This is a genomic window from Micromonospora sp. NPDC057141 (genome assembly GCF_042670805.1).
Classification (GTDB): domain Bacteria; phylum Actinomycetota; class Actinomycetes; order Mycobacteriales; family Micromonosporaceae; genus Micromonospora.
Map to the genome: position 1 here is coordinate 42,534 of NZ_JBHUVA010000001.1, position 14,825 is coordinate 57,358.

Sequence of the window (14,825 nt, forward strand, 5' to 3'; positions counted from 1 at the left end):
GCCGTAGGTTCGGGTCATGAGCAGCAGACCGGCGGCCGGCGGTGGGCGCTGGGTGGAGGTGGCACCGGCGCGCGTCGACCGCTGGGTGGACGGCTTCGCCGATCGGCACGGTCCGCCCACCACCACTGTGCGGGGGTACGGCCTGCTGCTCACCGCCCTGGACGGGGCCACCGCCGAGCTGCACACCCCGCCGGGCGCGCCGCCCACGGGCGACGTGCCCGGATTCGTGGCCGCCGCCCGCGCGCCGCGCCGGATCGGTCTGCTGCTCGCCCGCAAGGGCGCGGTGGCCGTCGGCGTCGCCGCGGGGGAGAAACTGATCGTGTCCAAGGTGGACACCCGCTACGTGCAGGGCCGCACCGCCGCCGGTGGGTGGTCCCAGCAGCGGTTCGCGCGGCGGCGGGACAACCAGGCGAAGGCGGCCCTCGGCGACGCGGCCGAGCTGGCCGTCCGGTTGCTGCTGCCGGAGGCGGTGGACCTCGCGGTGCTGGTCTGCGGCGGCGACCGGCGGGCGGTGGACACCGTGCTGGCCGACCGGCGGCTCGCCCCGCTCACCGCGCTGCGCGCCGACCGCCTCCTCGATGTCCCCGAACCCCGCCATGCGGTTCTGGTCGGCGCGGTCGCCGCCGCCCGCACCGTGCGGATCCTGGTCCGCGGGTAAGGAAGGGCACCTTGTTGACGTTTTCGGTATCGGAAGGGGCCCCTGCAATCACCCCGGACCGGCGGCACGGCTGGCTCCCGCCCGAGCCGGTTGCGCCGGCCCGGGCGGGACGCCCCGGGATCAACCGGTGGTGCAGGAACGGATCTGGGGCCTGGCGCTGCTGTTGCCGTTCATCATCGTGGTGAAGCCGAAGGTGTTGCCGCTGCCGTTGGAGCGCATCGTCATCACGTAGCCGGTGCTGTCCCAACTGGGGGTGCCGTTCCAGGTGGTGCTGATCCGCTGCGGCGAGCTCACCGCCACGACCACGGTCCAGTTGCTGGCCCCCTGGACCGTCACCGAGGTGTTGTACCGATCGCCCCAGACGTTGGGGGTCGTCGCCGTCGCGGTGCATCCCCCGCTGGGGGGCGGGGTGGTCGGAGTGCCGGTCGGCGGCGGGGTGGTCGGCGGCGGGGTGCCGTCCGGGGCCACCGCCCGGCCGGTGCTCGGCGAGATCATGCCCGGGCAGAGGCCGCGGCTGTTCAAGTTGGCCATGATCTGCGGGATCGCGTCGCGGGTGTTCTGGATGCCGTCGTGCATCAGGATCACCTGGCCGGCCTGGAGCCGGCTGGCGTTGGAGACGATCTGGCTGACGCTGGCGCCGTTCCAGTCCTGGGAGTCGACGTCCCAGATCACCTGGCGCAGGCCGAGCGAGGCGGCGACCGACTGGAGGGTCGAGTTGGTCTCGCCGTACGGCGGGCGGAACAACTGCGGCCGGACGCCGGTCGCCGACTGGATCGCCGAGTTGGTCTGGGAGAGGTCCGACTGCATCTGGCTCTGGCTCATCGAGGTCATGTGCGCGTGGTTCCAGCTGTGGTTGGCGACCCACATGCCAGCGTCGACCTGGGCCCGCGCGGCGGACTGGTTGCCCTGCACGTTCTGCCCGACGTTGAACATGGTCGCCCGTACGTTGTTGGCTCGCAGCACGGACAGCAGCGTGTTGGTGCTGCCGGTCGGCCCGTCGTCGAAGGTGAGGCCGACGTAGCCGTTACAGGCGGCGGCGCTGGACGGGGTGGCGGCGACCGTGAGACCGGCTGCACCCAGCGCCACGGTGGTGGCGAGCACCGCCAACCGGAGGGCGTGGCGCGATGCTCGGGGTGCGGACGGGCGGCGGGGGCCGCTGATGCTGGCGAACATGCGCAGGTCCTCCCAGGGGGCGGTGGCGTTCGACGATGCCTGACATCAATAGACATAGATGAATTTGGTGGTGGCTCGGAGTATTGCAGCGGCATTTCGAACGCGTCAACGAATTCCGGAAGTTTTCGGAAACTTTTCGAAGGGGGGTGGTGGCGCGGAGGGAGCCCGGGGCGGCCGGCGACGACCGCCAGCCGGGGCGCGTGGGTCAGGCTCCGCTGCCGAAGGTGTCGCACGACTTCGGATCGCCGGCGGGCGGCCCGGTACACTTGCCCCGTGCTGCGCTGCGAAGGCTGAACCGCCCCGCGCCGACGGGAACCATCGACCCGCCGGCGCTTTCGCGTGCCCTGAGTCAGCCCTTCCAGACCCCGAGAGCGAGTCCCCGACATGATCACTGCCACCGGCCTGGAGTTGCGCGCCGGCGCCCGGATCCTGCTGTCCGACACCACGCTGCGGGTGCAGCCGGGCGACCGCATCGGCCTGGTCGGCCGCAACGGAGCCGGCAAGACCACCACGCTGAAGGTGCTCGCGGGGGAGGGGCAGCCCTACTCCGGGCAGCTCGACCGGCGCAGTGCCATCGGCTACCTTCCGCAGGACCCGCGCACGGGCGACCTGGAGGTCACCGGCCGCGACCGGGTGCTCTCCGCCCGGGGCCTGGACGTGCTGATGGCCCAGATGGAGGAGGTCGAGGCCCGGCTCGCCGAGGCTGCCGACGACAAGCTGGTCCGCCGCTACGGCGCGCTGGAGGACCAGTTCGCCGCCCTCGGCGGATACGCGGCGGAGGCCGAGGCCGCCCGCATCTGCGCCAACCTCGGCCTGCCCGACCGGGCCCTCGCCCAGACCATCGGCACCCTCTCCGGCGGCCAGCGCCGCCGCGTCGAGCTGGCCCGGATCCTGTTCCGCGATGCCGGCGAGAACGGCGGCGGCATCCTGCTGCTCGACGAGCCCACCAACCACCTCGACGCCGACTCGATCACCTGGCTGCGCGGGTTCCTCGCCAACCACAAGGGCGGGCTGATCGTGATCTCCCACGACGGCGCGCTGCTGGAGTCGGTGGTCAACAAGGTCTGGTTCCTCGACGCCACCCGCTCGGTCGTCGACGTCTACAACCTGGGCTGGAAGGCGTACCTGGAGGCGCGGGAGACCGACGAGCGACGCCGCCGCCGGGAGCGGGCCAACGCCGAGAAGAAGGCCGGCGCGCTGATGGCCCAGGCCGACAAGATGCGGGCCAAGGCCACCAAGACCGTCGCCGCGCAGAACATGGCCCGCCGGGCCGAGAAGCTGATCTCCGGGCTGGAGGAGGTCCGGGTCTCCGACAAGGTGGCCAAGGTCCGCTTCCCGAACCCGGCGCCGTGCGGCAAGACGCCGCTCACCGCGACCGGCCTGTCCAAGTCGTACGGGTCGCTGGAGATCTTCACCGACGTCAACGTGGCGGTGGACCGGGGCTCGCGGGTGGCCATCCTCGGCCTCAACGGCGCGGGCAAGACCACCCTGCTGCGGATGCTCGGCGGCCTGCTGGAGCCGGACACCGGCGAGGTGCACGCCGGGCACGGGCTGCGGCTGGGCTACTACGCCCAGGAGCACGAGACCCTGGACGTGGAGCGGACGGTCCTGGAGAACATGCGGGCCGCCGCGATCGAGCAGACCGACACCGAGCTGCGGAAGATCCTCGGCGCGTTCCTCTTCTCGGGCGAGGACGTGGACAAGCCGGCCGGCGTGCTCTCCGGCGGGGAGAAGACCCGGCTGGCCCTGTCCACCCTGGTCTGCTCCGGTGCCAACGTGCTGCTGCTCGACGAGCCGACCAACAACCTGGACCCCGTCAGCCGGGAGCAGGTGCTGGACGCCATCGCCCGCTATCCGGGGGCGATCGTCCTGGTCACCCACGACCCGGGCGCGGTGCTGGCCCTCAAGCCCGACCGAGCGATCCTGCTCCCCGACGGCGACGAGGATGCCTGGAGCGACGACCTCCTCGAACTGGTCGAGCTGGCCTGACCGCCCCCGGTGGGGTCCCGGGGCGATCACCCCCGGGACGGTGGTTGCCGGAGCTATGGGCGGAATGGGAATTTCCGCGTCTTTTGCGGTATGCCGTCACTCTCCGCGGTGTTCAGGTGAGCGCGGCGGGTGGTCGGGTGAGGACTCCGGAGGTGACCAGGATCAGCACGCCGATCGCGACGAAGACGGTCGGGACCAGCCAGTGGCCGGCCCGGCGGACCCACCGGACCACGGCCGGACGGCCGCCCCGGCCCCGCCGGGCAGTCTGCCACCACGGTGCTCCGGGCGGCCCCGGTCAGCAAGGTCAGCACGACGTCGTCGACGGTGGTCGCGGCGAACACCAGCGCCGCGCTGGCGGCGGTCGCGATCAGGTCGGTCAGGCCAGGCAGGGCGCGGCCGCCGAGCCCGCGGCACCCCGGACCTTTGGCCCCGCCCGGCCTGGCCCGAACGGGGTACGGTGACCGGCCGACGTCACCCTATCGGGTAGCCGACACTGCATAGCGTGTCGGTTGGCGAATAGTTGATATCTGGCGCATGATCGTTCGAGGCGGTCTAATAGGTGGGACCGTATCCGAACCGCACAGTCTGGGACGTGAGGAATCAGCATGGCAGCCACTGGCACAGCCACCAGCACTGAGAAGGGTCGCCGGATCGTCGGAGCCGAGCGTCAGACGCTCGCCAAGGACCTGGTAAAGCGGTACACCGGCGGAGAGAGCATCCGTGCGCTCGCGGCCTCCACCGGCCGTTCCTACGGGTTCATCCACCGGGTGCTCACCGAGTCCGGCGTGCAGCTGCGTCAGCGCGGCGGCGCCCGGCGCCGCAAGAAGGCGTGACCCGCCCACCGACGTCGTCCATCAGCGCCGTCTCCCGGGCCGCCCGGTGACCCCTGGCGCGGTCGGGGTGCGACTCGACTGCGACGGGCCGGTGGCGACGGTGACGTTGTGCCGGCCCGACGTGCTCAACGCGCAGACCCCGGCGATGTGGCGCGCGATGAGCGACTTCTCCCGAGACCTGCCCGGCGACGTGCGCGTCGTCGTCGTACGCGGCGAGGGGCGCGCCTTCTCCGCCGGCCTCGACCTGTCGGTGGCCGGTGCCTCCGGCCCCGGCTCGTTCGCCGAGCTGGCGGCCCTGCCCGAGCAGGAGTGCGCAGACCGCATCGCCGACTTCCAGGCCGGCTTCACCTGGCTGCACCGGCCCGACGTGGTGTCGGTGGCGGCCGTGCAGGGCCACGCCATCGGCGCCGGCTTCCAGCTCGCGCTCGCCTGCGACCTGCGGGTGCTGGCGGCCGACGCCAGGCTCTCCATGGCGGAGGTGACCCTCGGTCTGGTCCCCGACCTGGCCGGCACGAAGCGCCTGGTCGAGCTGGTCGGCTACGCCCGCGCCCTGGAGATCTGCGCCACCGGCCGACGGATGGACGCCGCTGAGGCCGACCGGCTGGGCCTGGCCACCCTGGTGGTGCCCAATGCCGAGCTGGACGCCACGGTGCGTGACCTGACCGCAGGGCTGCTCGCCCACCCCCGGGACGCGGTGGTGGAGATCAAGGCGCTGCTCGCCGGTGCCGACGGCCGGTCCCACGCCGAGCAGCAGCGGGCCGAGCGCGGGGCGCAGACCCGCCGGCTCCGTGACCTCGCCGGCCGGGGAGAATAGCCAGGCCGTCGGCCAGTGGGATCGGCCCACCTGCCCGGCGGAGAGAATGATAAGGACTTTCCGGGAAGAACCGGCTTACGGCCAAGGTTGTCGTAGCCGTCGGGACAATCGACCTGACGGCACGAGCCGACCACGACCCGGAGGTGACGCGTGATGTCCGACGGTGGGATGGCCGGCTGGAGCATGATCCGGTCGATGCGCAACCAGGACGAGGTCTCCGCCCACCGGCTCAGCCGCGGCACCGCCCGGCGGATCGTCGAGTTCGCCGGGCCCTACCGGCGCGACATCGTCGTCTTCCTGGTCACCGTGGTGATCGCCGCGGTGATCGGCGTCGCCACGCCGGTGCTCGCCGGTGACGTGATCAACGCGATCAGCCGGGGCGGCGCGGCGGCCGGGTCGACCGTGGTCCGCCTCGCCCTGGTCATCGCTGCGCTCGCCGTCGCCGACGCGCTGTTCTCGCTGGCCCAGCGGTGGTATTCGGCGCGCATCGGCGAGGGCATCATCCTCGACCTGCGCACCCGGGTCTACGACCACGTGCAGCGGATGCCGTTGCAGTTCTTCACCCGCACCCAGACCGGCGCGTTGGTCAGCCGGCTCAACAACGACGTGATGGGTGCCCAGCGGGCGTTCACCTCCACCCTCTCCGGGGTGGTCAGCAACGTCATCCAGCTGGTGCTCACCGCCGCGGTGATGCTCACCCTCTCCTGGCAGATCACCGTGCTGTCGCTGATCCTGCTGCCGATCTTCATCGTCCCGGCCCGCCGGGTCGGCCGGCGGCTGGCCGACATCACCCGCGAGTCGTACAACCTGAACGCCAACATGAACGCCACGATGACCGAGCGGTTCGGGGTCGCCGGGGCGCTGCTGGTCAAGCTGTTCGGCGCCCCCGAGGTGGAGGCGCGCCGGTTCGCCAACCGGGCCGAGCGGGTTCGCGACATCGGCATCCAGTCCGCGATGTACTCGCGGACGTTCTTCGTGGCGATGCTGCTGGTCGCGTCCCTGGCCCAGGCGCTGACCTACGGCCTCGGCGGCTGGCTCGCGGTCACCGGCAGCGTCAGCGCCGGCACCGTGGTCACCCTCGCCCTGCTGCTCACCCGGCTGTACGGCCCGCTGACCGCGCTGTCCAACGTCCGGGTGGACGTGATGAGCGCGCTGGTCTCCTTCGACCGGGTCTTCGAGGTGCTCGACCTGCGGCCCGGCATCGCGGAGAAGCCGGACGCCGTCGCCGTGCCGCGCGGCAACGGCCGGGTGGAGTTCCGCGACGTGCGGTTCCGCTACCCGGCCGCCGCCGAGGTGTCCCTCGCCTCGTTGGAGGAGGTCACCACCCTCGACCGCACCGTCACCGAGCCGGTGCTGCGGGGGGTGTCGTTCGCCGTCGAGCCGGGGCAGATGATCGCCCTGGTCGGCCCGTCCGGGGCGGGCAAGTCCACCCTGTCCATGCTGATTTCCCGGGTTTACGACGTCACGGACGGCCAGGTGCTCGTCGGCGGCGTCGACGTCCGGGACGCCACGCTCGCCTCGCTGCGCGACGAGATCGGTGTGGTCACCCAGGACTCCCACCTGTTCCACGAGACGATCGCCGAGAACCTGCGCTACGCCAAGCCGGACGCCACCGACGACGAGATCTGGGCCGCCCTCGCCGGCGCGCAGGTCGCCGACCTGGTCCGCTCCCTGCCCGACGGGCTCGACACGACCGTCGGCGAGCGGGGCTACCGCTTCTCCGGCGGCGAAAAGCAGCGCATCGCGATCGCCCGGCTGCTGCTCAAGGCCCCGTCGATCGTGATCCTCGACGAGGCGACCGCGCACCTGGACTCGGAGAGCGAGGCAGCGGTGCAGCGGGCCCTGGCGGTGGCGCTGACGGGGCGTACGGCGCTGGTGATCGCGCACCGGCTCTCCACCGTCCGCGACGCCGACCAGATCCTCGTCCTCGACGAGGGGCGGATCGTCGAGCGGGGCCGGCACGAGGAGCTGGTCGCCGTCGGCGGCCTCTACGCCGAGCTGTACCGCACCCAGTTCGCGGTGGCCGACTCGCCCACCCCGTACGTGGACGCGACCGGCCCCGAGACGATCATCACCATGCCGATGGCCAGCTATGTCGCCGACGAGGCGCTGCCGCCGGCCGCCGCGAACTGACCCGCCGGCCCGGCCAGCCCCGGCCCGATGACGTCCGGGATGGTCCGGTCCGCCACCCCGGCCAGCTCCTCGCGCGTCGGCCGGGAACCCGGGCCGCCCTCGGTGGTGGCCATCACAGGCCGCGCAGCGCGCCGCCGTCGACCGGGAGGGTGATCCCGGTCAGGTAGCCGGCGGCGGGGGAGAGGGCGAACGCGGCGACCCGGCCGAACTCGGCGGGCTCGCCGATGCGGCGCAGCGGGATGCCCGCCTCGGCCTCGGCCCGGGCCCGCTCGGCGTCGCCGGAGGCGGCCAGGAGCTGCCGGTTGCGATCGGTCATGATCCGTCCCGGGAGCAGCCCGAGTACCCGTACGCCGCGCGGGCCGTACTCGTCGGCCATGTCCTTGGCCACCCCGGCCAGGCCGGGCCGCAGCCCGTTGGAGATGCCCAGCCCGGCCAGCGGGCTGCGGACCGAGGTGGACAGGACCAGCCCGATCGCGCCGCCGCCGGTCAGCGCCTCGGCGACCGTCCGGGCGGTGCGGACGGTGCCGAGGAAGACGGTCTCGAAGGACTCCCGCCACTGCGCGTCGGTCGCCCCGGCCGCGGTGCCCGGCGGCGGGCCGCCGACGGAGACCAGCGCGCCGTCGAGCCGGCCGAAGTGTTCCCGGGCGGCGGCGATCAGCCGCTGTGGGGTGGCCGGGTCGCTCAGGTCGGCGGCGAGCCCGATCGCCCGCTCGGGGCCGCCGAGCCGCTGCACCGCCTCGGCCACCCGCTCGGGGGCCCGGGCGGAGACGACCACCCGTGCCCCGTCGGAGACGAGGCACTCGGCGGTGGCGAAGCCCAACCCCCGGGAGGCCCCGGTCAGTACGTACACCCGGTCGGTGAGTCCCAGATCCATGCGCCGATCCTGCCGTACGCCGGTGGGGGCGGCTACCGGCGGGCCGGGCGCAGCAGGCGTACCCGGCCGGCGAGCCGCACCGCGACGGCGCCGCCGGCGCGGGCCAGGGCCGGCAGCCGGCGCGGTCGCGGCGGCGTCGTGCCGTCGTATCGGCTGGCCGCCTCCCGGACCGCCAGCTCCTCCGCGCCCAGGGGCGGCAGCTCGCCCCGGCGGTGCAGCTCGTGGGCCAGGTCCCAGCCGTCGCGCAGCGAGCCGTTGGTGGGCCGGCCGGCCGCCCAGCCGGCGAACGTCGCCGGCCAGGCGTCGCCGAGACCGGCGGCGAGCAGCGGCCAGTGCCGGGCCACGTCGCCGGCCCGCTTGCGCAGCAGGGCGCGGCGGGCGGCGTCGACCGGGCCCGGGGCGAACCCGGGCGGCAGCGACCCGCCCGCGACCAGCGCCGCCACCAGTTCCGCCTGCCGGGCGGCCAGGTCGCCGCCGGCCCCGGGTCCGCTCACGTGACCGCCGGGTATCCGGACGCGGCGGCGATCGCGTCCAGCTCGGCCCGCAGCGCGGACGCGGGCGGCCAGCGGCCGTCGCGCTCCAGCAGCAGCGCAGGAGGGCGGTGCCGGGCGCACAGCTCGCCGACCAGGTCGAGCACGGCCGGCGGCACCGGGTCGGTGTGCGTGTCGTGGTAGAAGCCGCCCTGCTCGGCGCCCCCGGCGACGTGCGCGTACGCCACCCGGTCCAGCGGCAGCCGGTCCAGCAGGGCGAGCGGGTCGCCGCCCCGGTTGCGGGCGTTGGCGTGCACGTTGGCGACGTCCAGCAGCAGCGCCGCGCCGGTCGCGTCGAGGATCTCGGTGAGGAAGTCCGCCTCGTCCAGCTCGTCGTCGGGCCAGTCGAACAGCGCCGCGATCGGCTCCAACGCGATCGGCACCGGCAGGTCGGCCTGGGCGCGGCGCACGTTGGCCACCACCGCGGCGACGGCCTCCCGGCTGCGCGGCAGCGGCAGCAGGTGGCCGGCCTCCAGGCCGCCGGCCCGCACGAACGCGATGTGCTCGCTGACCAGCGGCGCGCCGACCAGTTCGGCCACCCGCGCCAGGTGGGCGACCCGGGCCGGGTCGACCGGTTCCGCGCCGCCGAGGGAGAGCTTCACCCCGTGTGGTACGACGGTGACGCCGCGCGCGACCAGCGCGGCGAGCCCGGTCGGCGGCGGCCCGTGCGGGGCGACCGCCTCGGCCACCACCTCGACGAACCGCAGCCCGGGCAGCTCGGCTACGAACCCGGCGATCTCGGGCCGCCAGCCGATGCCGACCCCGGCGGGACCCGGGCCGGTCATCCGCCGCAGCCCCCGCCGCAGCCGCCCCCGCCCCCGCAGGAGCTGCCGCTGTCCGACGACGAGTCGCCGCTGCTGCACCCGCCGACCGAGGTGCTGCCGGTGCCGGACAGCGCCTGCCGCTGGATCTCGGCCTCCTCGGCGAAGCCCGGGTCCATGGCCCACAGGGTGGCGGTGCCGAACAGGGCCACGCCCATCGCCGCGCCGGCCGCCCCGTAGGTCGCGTACGCCGGACCGGAGGCGGGGGTGAGGTGCACGTGGCTGCGGCGCAGCCCGCGCAGGGCCCGGTCGGCGGCCCGGGTCCGCCACGGCACCCGGGCGAACAGCGCGGCGACGACGGCCAGGGGGATCACGGCGGGCACCAGGAAACCGGCCGGCCGGTCGTTGGTCAGCCCGGCGAAGATCCGGAACAGGCCGACTCCGACGAGGGCGAACAGCAGGAACGACCCGTTCCGGGCGGATTGGCGGCGAGCGGGGGTCAGCGCGAGGCCCTGCTGCTCGAGGCCCTGGCGCAGCTGGTCGAGGGCCTGCGTCACCCAGTGGTCTCGGCCCAGCTCGCGGGCGTACCGGCCCTGGCTGGCGGCGTGGTGGACCGCCTGGTCCAGCGGGGTGGCCCCGGCCGGCAGGGGACCGCCGACGGCGAGCCGCCGATCGGCGCGTACGCCGACGACGCCGGTGCCGCGCAGGCCGCCCAGCGCGGTCCAGACGGCGAGCTGGTTGCCGCCGTTGAGGTAGGCCACCTGCTGGGGGCCGAGCTGGCCGCCACCGACGGCGGACGGACCGGCGAGGACCCGCCGCCGGTGGGCGATCGCGCCGACCACGACGACGAGGCCCGCCAACAGGTAGAGACCGAGGAAGGTGGGCCCGGGGATGCCCCAGGTGTCACCGGGCGCCGCGAGGACGGTCATGCTTCTGCTCCTGTCGCGCGAGGGGATCGCGGGCCCATTGTGGGGCAGGTGCGCACGCGCGGCCGTCAGCGGCGGCGGACGGCCTCCTCGACCAGGTCGAGCACCGGGCCGAGGTCGCCGGCCGGGCGGCCCATCGCCAGGTGCCGCACCAGGCCGTCGTAGGCGAGTTCGAGGAACCGGGCCAGCACGTCGATGGGTACGTCCTCGCGGAGCACCCCGGCCTCGCGCTGCCGGGCCAGCCGGTCCCGGGTGGCCTCGGCGATGGCGGCGGAGCGTTCGGCCCAGCGGCGGGCGAACGCCGGGTCGGTGCGCAGTCGGCGGGAGACCTCCAGTTGGCTGCCCAGCCAGCCGGTGGTGTCCGGGGAGACGGCGCGGGCCAGCAGGTCCCGCATGACCTGGACCAGGCCGTTGCGGGCGACCGTCTCCACCATGGCGGCCGCGTCGTCCTCGGCCACGGCGAGGAAGAGCGAGTCCTTGTCGCGGAAGTGGTGGAAGATCGCGCCCCGGGACAGGCCGGTGGCCTCCTCGAGTCGCCGCACCGTGGCGCCCTCGTAGCCGTGCCGGGCGAAACAGGCGCGGGCCGCGGCGAGGATCTCCTGCCGGCGGGCGTCGAGCTGGTCCTGACTTACTCTGGGCACGGCACGATCGTGTCAGGTGGCCGGCCGCTGTGCAAACCGTACGTACGGCTTGTAACGTGCCGGCAACGTGGCCGCGACGTGGCCGCCGGGCTGGCCACGGGCGGTGCCGGCGGTGCCCCGATGCGTGATCGGTCGGCCGGTGGCCGGCTACCATCGCCCGGTGACGCCGTGCCTGCCGGCCCTGTCGGCCGGCGGCCCGTCTCCCTTAAGGTGCCCGAGTGCCGCTGCTCCTGCTGGATCTGGACAACACCCTGCTCGACCGGGCCGGGTCGTTCCGTGCCTGGGGCGAGAGCTTCCTGGACGGCATCGGCGCGCCGACCACCGACATCGACTGGCTGGTGTCGATCGACGCCGACGGGCTGACCGACCGGTGGGACGTGGCGGACGCGATCCGCGACCGGTACGGGCTGCTCATCTCCTCGCTGGACCTGGTGGAGGAGCTGCACGACGGGGTGGTGGCCAACACCCGGCTCGACCCGCTGGTGGCCTGCGCCCTGCGGATCGCCGACGACGCCGGCTGGGTGCCGGTGGTGGTGAGCAACGGCAGCGTCCGTCAGCAGGACGCGAAGATCCGCCGCACCGGCCTGGACCGGTACGTGGCCGACTGGGTGATCTCCGAGGAGGCCGGGGTCAGCAAGCCCAACCCGAGGATCTTCGCGCTGGCGGCCCGGCGGGTCCGGATGCCGCTGCGCGGCGCATGGGTGGTGGGGGACAGCCCGGAGGCCGACATCGGCGGGGCGGCGGCCGTCGGCCTGCCCAGCGTCTGGCTGCACCGGGGCCGGGCCTGGACGGACACCCGGTTCGCCCCCACCTTCACCGTCGACGGCCTGATCGCCGCCGTCGCCACCGTGCTCGCCGCCTGACGGTCGGCGAGCACGTGACACGGTAAATCGGTTGCGGCGGCGCGCGGGCATGGCCCAGCATGGTGCCGCGCACGGGCGCAGCCGGGTCGTCCCGGTCGAGGAGGGGAGGTCGGTCATGGCCGTCTTCGCAGGGCTCTTCCACCTGCCTTCACCAGCCTCGATCAAGGGATCACCAGCACAGTGCGTGACGACGACTTCCCGGCGCGCGGGCGCCGGAGCCGCGGCAAGAGCCGCTTCGACGACGACGAACCCCAGTTCCTGAAGCGCGGCCGGCCCGCCGAGCCGGTCCTGACCGACCCGGAGCTGACCGACCCGGGCCCGGACGACGACGCCCCAGCCGGCCACGCCTGGTCCAGCTGGGACCAGGCCGTCCACGGCCCCGAGCCGCACCCCGCCTGGCTCGTCACCGAGCTGGCCGCCCGGGACACCGACCTCGGGGTGCTCAAGACCGGCAAGGAGGCGGACGTCCACCTGCTCCGCCGGGCTGTGCCGGACACCGACCGGTCCTGCCTGCTGGCGGTCAAGCGCTACCGTGACGCCCAGCACCGACTGTTCCACCGCGACGCCGGCTACCTGGAGGGCCGCCGGGTGCGCCGGTCCCGGGAGAACCGGGCGATGGCCGGGCGCACCGCATTCGGCCGGCAGATGATCGCCGGGCAGTGGGCCGCCGCCGAGTTCGCCGCCCTCTCCCGGCTCTGGGAGATCGGCGCAGAGCACGGCCGGATCGCCGTGCCGTACCCCGTGCAACTGCTCGGCACCGAGCTGATGCTGGAGTTCGTCGGCGACCCCGACGAGGGGCTGGCCGCGCCCCGGCTGGCCCAGTGCCGGCCCGAGCCGGCCGAGCTGCGCTCGCTGTGGGAGCAACTGGTCGACGCCCTGGTGGTGCTGGCCCGGGCCGGCTACGCCCACGGCGACCTGTCGCCGTACAACCTGCTGGTGCACGCGGGGCGGCTGGTCATGATCGACCTGCCGCAGGTGGTCGACGTGGTGGCCAACCCGCAGGGCCCCGAGTTCCTGGCCCGCGACGTGCGGGTGGTGGGGGCCTGGTTCACGGCGCGTGGCCTGCCGGCCGGCGACACCGACCCCGCGGCCCTGACCGCGTTGCTGCTGCGCGAGGCCGGCATCCGCTGAGCCGCGCCGCGCGGGCGCCGGGCCTGGACCCGGTGTCTGCGCCGGCTGGGCCGCCGGGTGGCCCCGGGGCCGGGGCGGTCGGCTGTCGCCGGCCGCCCCACCGGTCACTGGAGGTAGCGCTCCACCTCCGGGACGGGGCGTACGCCCTGGGCCTCGGGGTCGCCGTGGGCCTGGCGGGCGGCCCGCCGCCGGCGCAGCAGGTCCCAGCACTGGTCCAGGGACTCCTCCAACTCGCGCAGCCGGTCCTGCTCGTCGGCGGTGCCGGACTCCGTCGTCTGCGCGGCCGAGCGGAGCTGGTGCTCCTCGTCGACCAGTTCGGAGATCCGGTTCAGGATGGTCTTGTCGTCCATGCCCCTGAGCCTGGCACAGCGGGTCGGGCCGCGCCCGCTTCTCCCGCGCGCCGGGCCGGCGGACGGGGTCGCGGAGGCCAGAACGTTGCGGTACGTTGCCACACGATGACGATGACCGTGCGGCCGTTCGCCGACGCCGACGCCGACGCCGTGACCGGGGTGCTGCTGGCGGGCCGGCCGTACCTGGTGGCCACCCCGGAGCTGCTGCGCTGGCAGGCATCCCGGGCGCAGGCCCCGGAGCGGTTCGGGGCGCTGGTGGCCGAGGCCGACGGGGCGCCGATCGGGGTGGCCCGCACCGGGCTGCTGCACGAGAGCGCGGAGCCGGGGCTGGGCTTCGTCAACCTGACGGTGCGGCCGGACCGGCGCGGTCGGGGCGCGGGGTCGGCCCTGCTCGCCGCCGCCGAGCAGCGGCTCGCGGGGCTCGGCGCGAGCACGGCGTACGCGATGGTCGACGACACCCCGACGGAGCTGGCCTTCGCCGAGCGGCACGGCTACCGGAGGGGCCGGCGGTCCCTGCTGCTGCGGTGCGACCTGGCCGCGATGCCGCTGCCCCCGGCCCCCGGGCCCGGCGTCCGGCTGCTCGCCGCCGCCGACCTGCCCGACCCGCGCCTGCTCTACGAGGCCGACCTGGACGCCGCGCGCGACGAGCCGGGCGAGGTCAGCATGGACGAGATCGCGTACGCGGACTGGCTGGCGGCGTACTGGGACCGCCCCGACCTGGACCGGGGGTTGACCACGGTGGCCCTGGTGGACGGTGAGGTGGCCGCGTTCACCGTGGCGCTGACCGACGGCCGCCACCGCCACCAGTGCGGGATGGCCGGCACCCGGCGGCCGTACCGCCGTCGGGGCCTGGCCCGGCTGGTCAAGCAGGCCGCCCTGGGACGGGCCGCGGCGGCCGGGTTCCGGCACTCGGTGACCGTGAACGACGCCGGCAACGAGGCGATGCTCGACCTCAACGCCACGCTCGGTTACCGGCCGGTTGCGGCACAGTGGCGATACCGGCGGGATCTGCCCAGGTAGGAGGCCCACGGCGGGTCTCTTGTGGAAGTGGGGAATGTCGCCCGCGAAAATTCTTCTTCTCTCCCCTGGAGAAGTTGACCTGCTCAATGGCATGCTCGGGGCGGGACCGTTACTTTCCACGGTCGTTCC

At 74.3% G+C, this 14,825-nt stretch carries 16 protein-coding genes; 8 read left to right on the top strand and 8 right to left on the bottom strand.

The genetic code is table 11. The features are described from left to right. Positions 1-16 precede the first annotated feature (16 nt). A complete protein-coding gene (locus ACFT41_RS00190; protein WP_377581871.1) occupies positions 17-658 on the top strand; it encodes an acVLRF1 family peptidyl-tRNA hydrolase in 642 nt (213 codons plus the stop codon). A 120-nt stretch (positions 659-778) separates the two neighbouring features. Here ACFT41_RS00190 and ACFT41_RS00195 read toward each other — a convergent pair whose 3' ends face one another. Then, positions 779-1,831 carry a polysaccharide deacetylase family protein gene (locus ACFT41_RS00195; RefSeq protein WP_377581873.1) on the bottom strand — a complete coding sequence of 351 codons (1,053 nt, stop codon included), beginning with the start codon at positions 1,829-1,831 and terminating at the stop codon, positions 779-781. A gap of 384 nt (positions 1,832-2,215) precedes the next feature. Here ACFT41_RS00195 and ACFT41_RS00200 point away from each other — a divergent pair, with 384 nt between their 5' ends. From ACFT41_RS00200 to ACFT41_RS00215, 4 genes are all read left to right on the top strand, one after another. Further along, positions 2,216-3,820: an ABC-F family ATP-binding cassette domain-containing protein gene (locus tag ACFT41_RS00200; protein WP_377581876.1), complete on the top strand. Its 1,605-nt coding sequence runs from the start codon at positions 2,216-2,218 to the stop codon at positions 3,818-3,820. 605 nt (positions 3,821-4,425) lie between these two features. Then, complete coding sequence (locus tag ACFT41_RS00205; RefSeq protein WP_007072022.1) at positions 4,426-4,653, top strand: helix-turn-helix domain-containing protein; 228 nt, start codon at positions 4,426-4,428, stop codon at positions 4,651-4,653. Positions 4,654-4,699: 46 nt separating this feature from the next. Next, positions 4,700-5,467, top strand: coding sequence for an enoyl-CoA hydratase/isomerase family protein (locus tag ACFT41_RS00210; RefSeq protein ID WP_377581879.1), 768 nt, complete (start codon positions 4,700-4,702; stop codon positions 5,465-5,467). A gap of 153 nt (positions 5,468-5,620) precedes the next feature. Continuing rightward, on the top strand, positions 5,621-7,600 hold the full coding sequence (locus tag ACFT41_RS00215) for an ABC transporter ATP-binding protein (RefSeq protein ID WP_377581882.1): 1,980 nt from the start codon (positions 5,621-5,623) through the stop codon (positions 7,598-7,600). Here ACFT41_RS00215 and ACFT41_RS00220 read toward each other — a convergent pair. The 6 genes from ACFT41_RS00220 to ACFT41_RS00245 form a co-directional block, all read right to left on the bottom strand. Beyond that, positions 7,558-7,713 (bottom strand): hypothetical protein, encoded by a 156-nt coding sequence (locus ACFT41_RS00220; protein WP_377581885.1) that lies wholly within the window; start codon positions 7,711-7,713, stop codon positions 7,558-7,560. The genes ACFT41_RS00215 and ACFT41_RS00220 overlap by 43 nt on opposite strands. Continuing rightward, positions 7,713-8,474: an SDR family oxidoreductase gene (locus tag ACFT41_RS00225; RefSeq protein WP_377581887.1), complete on the bottom strand. Its 762-nt coding sequence runs from the start codon at positions 8,472-8,474 to the stop codon at positions 7,713-7,715. Before ACFT41_RS00225 ends, ACFT41_RS00220 begins: the two co-directional genes overlap by 1 nt. Before the next feature lie 32 nt (positions 8,475-8,506). After that, complete coding sequence (locus tag ACFT41_RS00230) at positions 8,507-8,968, bottom strand: hypothetical protein (protein WP_377581890.1); 462 nt, start codon at positions 8,966-8,968, stop codon at positions 8,507-8,509. Continuing rightward, positions 8,965-9,789, bottom strand: coding sequence for a DUF692 domain-containing protein (locus ACFT41_RS00235; protein WP_377581893.1), 825 nt, complete (start codon positions 9,787-9,789; stop codon positions 8,965-8,967). The genes ACFT41_RS00230 and ACFT41_RS00235 overlap by 4 nt, the downstream gene beginning before the upstream one ends. Then, positions 9,786-10,694 carry a TIGR04222 domain-containing membrane protein gene (locus tag ACFT41_RS00240; RefSeq protein ID WP_377581896.1) on the bottom strand — a complete coding sequence of 303 codons (909 nt, stop codon included), beginning with the start codon at positions 10,692-10,694 and terminating at the stop codon, positions 9,786-9,788. Before ACFT41_RS00240 ends, ACFT41_RS00235 begins: the two co-directional genes overlap by 4 nt. A gap of 65 nt (positions 10,695-10,759) precedes the next feature. Next, positions 10,760-11,332, bottom strand: a complete 573-nt coding sequence (locus ACFT41_RS00245) for a TetR/AcrR family transcriptional regulator (RefSeq protein ID WP_377581899.1) — start codon at positions 11,330-11,332, stop codon at positions 10,760-10,762. A gap of 218 nt (positions 11,333-11,550) precedes the next feature. Here ACFT41_RS00245 and ACFT41_RS00250 point away from each other — a divergent pair, with 218 nt between their 5' ends. Both ACFT41_RS00250 and ACFT41_RS00255 read left to right on the top strand, forming a co-directional pair. Further along, complete coding sequence (locus ACFT41_RS00250; RefSeq protein WP_377581901.1) at positions 11,551-12,195, top strand: HAD family hydrolase; 645 nt, start codon at positions 11,551-11,553, stop codon at positions 12,193-12,195. A 180-nt stretch (positions 12,196-12,375) separates the two neighbouring features. Beyond that, on the top strand, positions 12,376-13,326 hold the full coding sequence (locus tag ACFT41_RS00255) for a serine protein kinase RIO (protein ID WP_377581904.1): 951 nt from the start codon (positions 12,376-12,378) through the stop codon (positions 13,324-13,326). Positions 13,327-13,430: 104 nt separating this feature from the next. On the opposite strand, the gene ACFT41_RS00260 is transcribed toward ACFT41_RS00255, so the two are convergent. Next, positions 13,431-13,676 (bottom strand): DUF2630 family protein, encoded by a 246-nt coding sequence (locus tag ACFT41_RS00260; RefSeq protein ID WP_377581907.1) that lies wholly within the window; start codon positions 13,674-13,676, stop codon positions 13,431-13,433. 105 nt (positions 13,677-13,781) lie between these two features. On the opposite strand from ACFT41_RS00260, the gene ACFT41_RS00265 reads away from it, so the two are divergent. Continuing rightward, positions 13,782-14,696: a GNAT family N-acetyltransferase gene (locus ACFT41_RS00265; RefSeq protein ID WP_377581909.1), complete on the top strand. Its 915-nt coding sequence runs from the start codon at positions 13,782-13,784 to the stop codon at positions 14,694-14,696. Positions 14,697-14,825 lie beyond the last annotated feature (129 nt).

Excerpts from the sequence above, each read along its gene's own strand:
- ACFT41_RS00190 (WP_377581871.1), top strand. The coding sequence starts at position 17 with ATGAGCAGCAGACCGGCGGCCGGCGGTGGGCGCTGGGTGGAGGTGGCA.
- ACFT41_RS00195 (WP_377581873.1), bottom strand. The coding sequence starts at position 1,831 with ATGTTCGCCAGCATCAGCGGCCCCCGCCGCCCGTCCGCACCCCGAGCA.
- ACFT41_RS00200 (WP_377581876.1), top strand. The coding sequence starts at position 2,216 with ATGATCACTGCCACCGGCCTGGAGTTGCGCGCCGGCGCCCGGATCCTG.
- ACFT41_RS00205 (WP_007072022.1), top strand. The coding sequence starts at position 4,426 with ATGGCAGCCACTGGCACAGCCACCAGCACTGAGAAGGGTCGCCGGATC.
- ACFT41_RS00215 (WP_377581882.1), top strand. The coding sequence starts at position 5,621 with ATGTCCGACGGTGGGATGGCCGGCTGGAGCATGATCCGGTCGATGCGC.
- ACFT41_RS00220 (WP_377581885.1), bottom strand. The coding sequence starts at position 7,713 with ATGGCCACCACCGAGGGCGGCCCGGGTTCCCGGCCGACGCGCGAGGAG.
- ACFT41_RS00225 (WP_377581887.1), bottom strand. The coding sequence starts at position 8,474 with ATGGATCTGGGACTCACCGACCGGGTGTACGTACTGACCGGGGCCTCC.
- ACFT41_RS00235 (WP_377581893.1), bottom strand. The coding sequence starts at position 9,789 with ATGACCGGCCCGGGTCCCGCCGGGGTCGGCATCGGCTGGCGGCCCGAG.
- ACFT41_RS00240 (WP_377581896.1), bottom strand. The coding sequence starts at position 10,694 with ATGACCGTCCTCGCGGCGCCCGGTGACACCTGGGGCATCCCCGGGCCC.
- ACFT41_RS00260 (WP_377581907.1), bottom strand. The coding sequence starts at position 13,676 with ATGGACGACAAGACCATCCTGAACCGGATCTCCGAACTGGTCGACGAG.
- ACFT41_RS00265 (WP_377581909.1), top strand. The coding sequence starts at position 13,782 with ATGACGATGACCGTGCGGCCGTTCGCCGACGCCGACGCCGACGCCGTG.